The following is a 7,968-nucleotide window of genomic DNA, read 5'->3' on the forward strand; positions in this document are numbered from 1 at the left end:
GGGCCGCACTCATCTGCCCGGTGATGGCCGGGGCCTTGATGGCGTACGGCGCTTCGTCGGTGTAGACCACGCTGATGCCGGTCACCCGGGTGAAGTCGCTCAAGGCCTGGGGCAGCGGCTTGGCGGCCAGGGCAAAGTTGAACAGCGTGCTCTGCTGCTGCGCCTCGGCCGCCTGCGCCACGCCCAGGGGCAACAGCGCCAGCCCCGAAACTGCCAATACCGAGGCTCCCAGCCAATGTTTAACCGAACCCGCCGACGTTGCCCTGGACTTCATGCTTGAGAACCCGTGTGTAAAAACGCTGTTAATGCGAATTAATCGCAGTTTCAAGCACTACACGGATGGCCGACAGCTTTACCTCACACCGATTTGAAAATAATTTCAGTCACGCCGGTTGGATCCGAAATCCGAAGCGCGGAACGTGCACATGCACGGTGCCGGCGCGGTCATCGGTGCGCCGCAGAATCAGCTCTTCGCGGCCGGCAAACAGCAACTCCCCGGCCACCGGATCGGTGCCGTAGTCGGTGGCGCTGATGGTCACTTGCTGGCCGGGCTTGAAGCCGTTCGGGTCTTCGAAGATTTCTTCCGGCAGGTTGGCCGGCGTGGCATTGCGCGCGACTTCCAGGGCTTGCTCGGCACTCATCTGGCTCGACGTGCCATGCCCGAAACCCAACACCCGGGCGAGCCAGGCGGCCACCGCAGGATAGGTTTCCACCAGCGGCGAGGTGACCGGCGATCCCATGAGGAACCACAACGGATGCGCCAGGGCGAAGTCGGCAATCGACGGCTCGCCGAACAGGAAGTCGCCCTGCTGGTGCTGCAACTGCTGATTGATACGACCGATGATCACCGGCCATTGATGCTTGGCCTGATCCAGTTGCACACGGGTGGCCGTGCCGCCACTGAACAATTTGCTGCGGTCGGCCACCAGCACCTGGAGCATTTCCGGCGGCACTTTGGCGAACTTGACCGCCAGGGATTCCGGCTGGAACACCAGGCTCACGGCATGGGAGAACACCGTCGAATCAGCCCAGGCGGCGAAGCTTTGGCTGACCAGTTCCAGGCCTTGGGGAAACAGCGCCGGCGCGGACTTTTCCTGCTCCAGGCGGCGGGCGATCAGTGCGGTGTCGCAGTAGATATCGGCTCCCACCTGCAACACCGGGGTCTTGCGATAACCACCGGTGAGGGCCGTCAAGTCAGGCTTGGGCATCACCGGCGAGATGTGCACCGAACGCCAGGACAAGCCCTTGAAGCCCAGCAACAGGCGGGCTTTTTCGGCAAATGGGGATTGCGGGTAGTGGTGGAGGATCAACTCAGTCATGCCAGGCTCCGCTCAATGAGTGAGCGTCCAGCTTAGCCTGCAAACCCGGCAAAGGCGCGCATGGGAACCTATCAGTCAAACTGATGGGCCGATCGCCGCCAGGCACTCCTTGGCGCTTTTCTTGAGTTTCTTGATCAGCCGTTCCTGGCGCAGCGCCTCGGCCTTGCTGATGCATGCCTCGGTGTACACCAGCGCCACGGCGGGGCTTGAGAGGAAAAACCGTGCGCCCTTGCCACTCTGGTGCATGGCAAAGCGGCGCACCGGGTCATTGCTGATACCGCAATAGAGCGAGCCATTGGCGGCGCGCACCAGGTAGACAAACCACGGTTTGGCTTCAGAAGGAGTCGTCACGGATCAATTCGGCAAACCAAAGGAACGCCAATCTTATCAACGACTGGCCTGGAACGCCTTCAACCCTTTCAGCGCCTGGGCCCGCACGGCGTTTTTCACCAGCGGCGTCCAGCCCAGCAACAGGCCTTTGGTGCCCAACGCCTGCCGCGACCAGCGCCACAGGTCAAAGTGGTCGTGGTGCTCGCAGATCTTGCCGTCACGAAACACAAAGCGCGCCCGGATATCGTTGACTACGGTGTTGCCCGTCGCACTGAACAGGTAGGTCGCCACCCAGTGGGCGCTGCCGGTGATTTCATCGCTGCGCACACTGTCGAAGGTCAGGGAAAAGTCCTTGGCCCGGGTGGTCAGCATGCGCCACATGTCGCCGGCATCACGGCCACGCAGTTCACCGAATGCCGGGTCGCTGAACACCACGTCGTCGCTGTAGCAGGCGCTCATGGCTTCGGCATCCAGGCGCTGGAAGGCACTGTAGAACTCGGTGATCAAGGCGTTATGGGCGTCGCTCATGGGCAGGTTCCGCAAAAGAAGTTGGGATGGCCGGTACGATAATCCCCAAGGCCGGGGAACACTACTGGCATCAACGCCAGGAATACCTCATCCCGTCCCTTCAGGGCACCATTCCGCTGCTGCGAGCATAGTGGAACAAATCCACATCGGTGGAGATACACAGCCGGTTCATCGCGGTACTTTTCTGTTTGCTGATGGTGGAGATGCTGCGGTTGACCCGCGCGGCAATCTGGCTGACGGTCATGCCGCTGGCCAGCATGCGCACCACTTCGCGTTCCTTGCCCGACAGTTGCGGCGGTTGTGATTGATCGCCCGTGCCCGCCTGCACCAACTGGGTCCGCAGGGACTCGCTGACGAAGGTCTTGCCCTCGCAGACTTCCTTGATGGCCGTGGGCAACTCCTTGGCCGATGCACTCTTGGCGACAATGCCTCGGGCGCCCTCGGCGAACGAGGCACGCAGGGTGGCGATATTGGCGAACATCGTCACCAGGATCACCGGCACCCCGGGGTATTGGCGTTGCAACAAGCCCAACAACACATAGCCGTCAGCCTGATGCCCGCCCGGCATGGCGAAGTCCGTCACCAGCACATCGCAAGGGGTGCTGCCCAGTACCCGCAACAGCTCATCCGGGCCGTTGGCCTCACCGACCACCTTGCACTTGCCGTTGGCCTCGATCACCACCTTCTGCCCGATCCGAACAATGGGATGATCGTCAGCAATAATTACGCGAAGCATAGAAATCCATGAGTGATGGCAAATTGATTTGCGCAAAATAACCCTGTCCGTCCCGGGCAACAACCGCCCACCTGGGAGCGGTTTTCAATGGCGTCCCGTGTTCTTAAGCGGGTGATTTTTTACCTACAACAAAAAAGGAAACCACCTACAAACTAAGCCCACAGACAGAGGTAATACCCCCTACAGAATCGCTGAAAATGTCATAAATCTGTCAAATAGCGCAGGTACACCAGCAGGTCCTGGTCGAACCGCTGCAATGCCCGCCTGTTGCACCGGATCCCGTGCTTGCGCACCTGTTCGATCAACTCCCCCGCACAGCGATCCAGCTCCGTCTCGCCAAAAAACGCCAGGCTTCCCGCCAGGCGATGCAGGCAGTCGACCAATGCATGCGGGTCGACGATGCGGCAAGCCTGTACCAGGCCTGCGTAATCAGCCTCGGCCTCGCGCACCAGGGTGCGCAACATCTGGTTCACCACCTGTTCATCACCAAATGTCCTGATCAGTTCGGCACGAGTCGGCCAGTGCGCCCCGGCGCAGGCTGTGGCAGGCGGGTTCGTACTGGCGCCCGGCGGCTGTGGCAGCCACTGCTCCAGCACCCCGCGCAATTGTTCCAGGGTCAGCGGTTTGAGCAGCCAGGCATCCATGCCGGCCTCAAGGCAGCGGCGCGCATCGTCCGCAGAGAGTTTGGCGGTCAAGGCAATGATCGGCACACGCGGGCGGCTGTGTACGGCCTCTCGCCGCCTGATCTCACGAGCCATGCTATAGCCATCCAGCACCGGCATGCGGCAATCGCTGATCACCAGGTCGAAATGCCGCAGGGCGATGGCGGTCAACGCGGCCTGCCCGTTGCACACCAGTTCGTGATCGACTTCGAATTTTTGCAGGAACCAGCCCATCAAGGCGCGATAGGCCTGATGGTCCTCGACGATCAGCACGCTCAGGTGCTTCCAGTGAACAGGAGGACTGCGCCATGGCACCGTTTGCTGCCTGGGGGCGTCGTCAGCAAACACGCTTGGCATCATGGCCACCTCGATATCGGCGCCGACCTGCCAGGGCCATCAGACGGCCCTGGCATATCGTCTAGTGAGGGTGCGCTTGACGGTGATCCTTAACCCATCCGCCTGGCACCCATTACCGAATCAAGCTATCCACATGAATACCACTCTTGCGATACAAGAACTACGAAAAGACAGTTTTTCCTACAGCTCCGCCCACCTATTCCGACTTGACGCAGGCGAGCTAGAGGGATAGCGGATTGTCGTAATTCTTGTATTTCCCCTCCTCCCCCCCGGCGCTAAATTGCGCCCCACCCCAAGAGGGCAACCCGCCAACTCACCTGGCGGCCAACTATCCGAACTGACCCGACGCCCAACCGCGCCTCTTTCTGCGCTGCGGTGAGCTGCACCCGTCAGTTGATCCAACACCGAGACAATACAACCATGAACAAGCACCTGATCGCCGTCGCCAGCGCCCTGCTGATCACTGGCACCGCCCCCGCCTTCGCCGCCAGCACCGTGGACCTGACAGTCAAGGGCATCATCACCCCGAATGCCTGCACGCCGAGCCTGTCCAGTGGCGGGGTCATCGACCACGGCAAGATGTCGGCCAAGGACTTGAACGCCACCCAGATCACCCTGTTGCCGAAAGTCACGCTGCAAATGACCGTGACCTGCGATGCGCCGGTGATCTTCGCCCTCAAGGCGACCGACAACCGTATTGGCTCCGGCAGCGGCAGCGGCTTCGGGCTGGGCTTTATCAACGGCACGCAAAAGCTGGGTTCCTATAGCTTGACCCTTGGCGCCAACGGTAGCCCGCCCCAGGCCGACGGCGAAACCGTGCAAGCCATCGGGTCTTTCGACAATGGCGTCACCTGGGAGCGTTGGAACAGCTTTGAAACCGGCACCTATCTCTCGGTCGCCACCCTGGCAGACGCCAGCACCCCGCGTGCCACCCAGCAACTGGTCACCCCCGTGGCCTACAGCGGCTACATCAACCGCACCGACGGCCTGGACCTGAGCAACGAAGTCAATATCGACGGCTCGGCCACCATTGAAGTGCTCTACCTGTAACCCACCTTCGCCCCTGACCTGCAACCAAAAGGTGCTGCTCGATGATGAATTCCTCACCCGCTGTCTTTCTCGCCACGTTGCTGCTGGCCCCCACCGTCCTGGCCGCCAGCAGTACCGACTTCGCCGTCACGGGCACCATCACACCCAATGCCTGTGAACCCATGCTCTCCGGCGGAGGCGTGGTGGATTACGGAAAAATGCCGGCCAAGGAACTCAACACCGACAGCCCGACCTCACTGCAGCCGCAGACCATGCAAATGGAAGTCCTGTGTGAAGCGCCAACGTTCATCGCGCTGAGCACGATCGATAACCGCGCCGGCACTTCGGCAATTAACGACTACTGGCATGGCCTGGGGCTGACGGACAGTGGCGAAAAACTTGGCGCCACCGCATTCGGCCTGCTCAACCCGGTCGCGGACGGCGTCACGGTCAAGACGATCAACTCGACCGATGGCGGGGTGACCTGGCTCCCGTCGATTTACCTGGGCCACTACACCCAGACCTCGGTCGCCACCAACGGCGGTGCGAACACCCCGATTGCGATACGGCAATTCAGTGCCGACCTGCGCGTGTACACGATGGTCGACGGCACCGACCGCCTGACCGTGCTCGACGAAGTGCCGCTGGACGGCCATGCCACCGTGCAACTGAAGTACCTGTAACCCTTTATTCAACCGGCCCCACTCGAAAGGAAACGTGTGCCCCATGAAACTTACGCTCAATGCCCTGGCCACCGCGCTGCTGCTCAGCACCAGCGCCTCTGCCCTGGCGGCGTCCACCGTCGACCTGACTGTCAAAGGGGTGATTACCCCCAACGCCTGCACACCTGGCCTGTCCGGCGGAGGGATGGTGGACTACGGCAAGATCTCCGCCAAAGACCTGAACCTCACGACCCCCAAACAACTGCCACGCACCACCTTGCAACTGACCATCACCTGCGACGGCGGCACCCTGTTTGCCGTCAAGGGCACCGACAACCGCGCCGGGTCCAACTCCAGCGGCGGCACCTACGGCCTGGGGTTGATCAACGGTACGCAGAAGCTGGGGGCCTACGACCTGATGCTGAATAACGCAGTCGCCGACTCTGTCGCCGTCACGGTGCTGGAATCCGGGGATAACGGCACGACCTGGGCAGAGTCGGCGGACGCGATCCTGCCACCCAGCGCATTGGCGGCTTTCGGCGATAGAACCTCGGGCACCTGGCTGCCGGTGCCGATCCAGCAAGTCGTCAGCGACCTGGTGGTGTACGCGCAGATCGCCCGGGCCGACAGCCTGGACCTGAGCGATGAACACCCGATCGACGGCTCGGCCACGCTGGAAGTGAAGTACCTGTAAACCCGCGGCCTCGTCGTTCGCGGCGAGGCGCCTTACTTGCACCGAACACATTGAAGACCGAATGATGAACAGAACCCTACGCCTGTGCACGGCGCTGTTATTGCTCAACACCGGCTCTAGCGTGTTTGCCAGCACCGCCACCGAGATGACCCTGTCGGGCCTGGTTACCCCCAGCTCCTGCACCATCGCGCTCTCCGGCAGCGGCATCATCGACCACGGCACCATCCCTGCCCATCTCCTCAACCAGGTGGCTCCCACCCCGTTGCCTACCCAATGGCTGGAGGTAGAGATCCACTGCAGCGGCCCCTTGTTGTTTGGCCTGATTGGCCTGGACAGCCGCGAAGATTCGTCCGCCGCACCGGACACTACCTACGGCCTGGGGAGAAACCCCATCGCGCCCGCGGAGCAGTTGGGTTACGTCGACCTGGCGTTCGAAGCGGCGCAAGGAGACGGCCAGGCCATGCAGTCACTTGTGTCAAACCCCGAAGGCGGCCTCTGGGCTCCCCAACCGGCCATCCACCCCAAGACCCTGATGGGCTTTGCCCGTCCCGGCCGACCGTTTCCGGAACCCATCGTCACCCTGACCACCCGGATCCGCGCACAGACCACCATCCACCCGGCGAACCGTCTGACCCTCAGGCAAGACGTTCCCCTCGATGGCTCACTGGTCCTGGATTTGCGTTACCTCTAAGCCCTGTGATCACTTTAGGAACTGCGTCATGAAGACCTATCCAACCTTGCTGGCCCTGGGCTGGCTGCTGAGCACCCAGGCGTTTGCCGACGGCATGGTGCCCGACACCTCGGTGGTGATCGTCAACGAGGCCGACGGCGAAGCTTCGGTGTCGGTGACCAACACCGACGGCAAACTGGCCCTGCTGCACGTCACCCTGGAAGACATTCCGGAAGACACCGAATCGCTGCTGTTCGTCACCCCGCCCCTGTCCCGGGTCGAGGCCGACAAAAGCCAGCTGGTGCGCTTTATCCTGCGCAACCCCACGCCCCTGAAAACCCAACGCCTGAAGCGGGTGATCTTCGAAGGCATGCCCAAGGACCGTGACGCCGCCCAGGCTGGCCATGCGCGGGTGGGCGTGACCGTGCGCCAGAACCTGCCGGTGATCATTCATCCCAAGGGCCTGGCGCCGAACCGCACACCCTGGACCGGGCTGACCTGGTCGTTGAACGCCGGTCACCTGAACGTCGCCAACCCTACGCCTTACGTAGTGCGCCTGGCCCAGGAGCTGCAATTGCTGCCCGGCAAGCAGAGCCTGGTGCTGCCGCGCACTTATGTGTTGCCCGGCGAAACCCTGCGGCTCAGCACGCCCCACACCGCCACGGCCGTACGCCTGCAGCCGGCCACCGTGTACGGCTTTGCCGTCGCCGCCTATGAAGCACCGATAACCGCCGCAAACGCTGAATAACGAAGTGACAGCCCTGTGACTGTCACCGGGAAGCCCGCCAACCGTTGCCGGCTTCCATAACCTGAGTGCCTTTACGTGAACACAGTAACCACTGACCCGGCTGGCGAAGCCGTGCCCGACTGTCCTTTACGCCCCGCCCGGATGCGGGCCGCGCTGCCACTGACCATGGCGTTGCTGTCGGCCGATGCCTGGGCCGATGCCTTCGACGCGCAAACCCTGCACCAGCGCGGTAT

The 7,968-nt window shown here is 62.2% G+C and carries 10 protein-coding genes and 1 pseudogene; 5 read left to right on the plus strand and 6 right to left on the minus strand.

Annotated elements, in window-relative coordinates; all coding sequences use genetic code 11:
- The 6 genes and pseudogenes from HX846_RS18360 to HX846_RS18385 form a co-directional block, all read right to left on the minus strand.
- Positions 1 to 274: pseudogene (locus HX846_RS18360) on the minus strand (TonB-dependent siderophore receptor); the annotation flags it as partial.
- 109 nt (positions 275 to 383) lie between these two features.
- Positions 384 to 1,319, minus strand: a complete 936-nt coding sequence (locus tag HX846_RS18365) for a glutathione S-transferase family protein (RefSeq protein WP_178965849.1) — start codon at positions 1,317 to 1,319, stop codon at positions 384 to 386.
- 75 nt (positions 1,320 to 1,394) lie between these two features.
- Entirely contained in the window at positions 1,395 to 1,670 is a 276-nt protein-coding gene (locus tag HX846_RS18370; RefSeq protein WP_003216354.1) for a GIY-YIG nuclease family protein, read from the minus strand.
- A 36-nt stretch (positions 1,671 to 1,706) separates the two neighbouring features.
- Positions 1,707 to 2,177, minus strand: a complete 471-nt coding sequence (locus HX846_RS18375; protein ID WP_008435632.1) for a nuclear transport factor 2 family protein — start codon at positions 2,175 to 2,177, stop codon at positions 1,707 to 1,709.
- A gap of 100 nt (positions 2,178 to 2,277) precedes the next feature.
- Entirely contained in the window at positions 2,278 to 2,913 is a 636-nt protein-coding gene (locus HX846_RS18380; protein WP_102605020.1) for a response regulator transcription factor, read from the minus strand.
- Positions 2,914 to 3,113: 200 nt separating this feature from the next.
- Positions 3,114 to 3,848, minus strand: coding sequence for a response regulator (locus tag HX846_RS18385; protein ID WP_003216349.1), 735 nt, complete (start codon positions 3,846 to 3,848; stop codon positions 3,114 to 3,116).
- Between the two features lie 504 nt (positions 3,849 to 4,352).
- Here HX846_RS18385 and HX846_RS18390 point away from each other — a divergent pair.
- The 5 genes from HX846_RS18390 (at position 4,353) to HX846_RS18410 (ending at position 7,735) form a co-directional block, all read left to right on the plus strand.
- Positions 4,353 to 4,982, plus strand: coding sequence for a DUF1120 domain-containing protein (locus HX846_RS18390; protein ID WP_087692818.1), 630 nt, complete (start codon positions 4,353 to 4,355; stop codon positions 4,980 to 4,982).
- A 44-nt stretch (positions 4,983 to 5,026) separates the two neighbouring features.
- The gene (locus HX846_RS18395; protein ID WP_166742204.1) at positions 5,027 to 5,644 is read left to right on the plus strand and encodes a DUF1120 domain-containing protein; all 618 of its coding nucleotides are present in this window, start codon (positions 5,027 to 5,029) and stop codon (positions 5,642 to 5,644) included.
- Positions 5,645 to 5,687: 43 nt separating this feature from the next.
- Complete coding sequence (locus tag HX846_RS18400; RefSeq protein ID WP_008435636.1) at positions 5,688 to 6,317, plus strand: DUF1120 domain-containing protein; 630 nt, start codon at positions 5,688 to 5,690, stop codon at positions 6,315 to 6,317.
- A 64-nt stretch (positions 6,318 to 6,381) separates the two neighbouring features.
- Positions 6,382 to 7,008, plus strand: a complete 627-nt coding sequence (locus HX846_RS18405; protein ID WP_250884758.1) for a DUF1120 domain-containing protein — start codon at positions 6,382 to 6,384, stop codon at positions 7,006 to 7,008.
- Positions 7,009 to 7,036: 28 nt separating this feature from the next.
- The gene (locus HX846_RS18410; protein ID WP_008435638.1) at positions 7,037 to 7,735 is read left to right on the plus strand and encodes a fimbria/pilus chaperone family protein; all 699 of its coding nucleotides are present in this window, start codon (positions 7,037 to 7,039) and stop codon (positions 7,733 to 7,735) included.
- The last annotated feature ends 233 nt before the right edge of the window (positions 7,736 to 7,968 follow it).

The organism is Pseudomonas sp. K5002, from assembly GCF_013386655.1.
Classification (GTDB): Bacteria; Pseudomonadota; Gammaproteobacteria; order Pseudomonadales; family Pseudomonadaceae; genus Aquipseudomonas.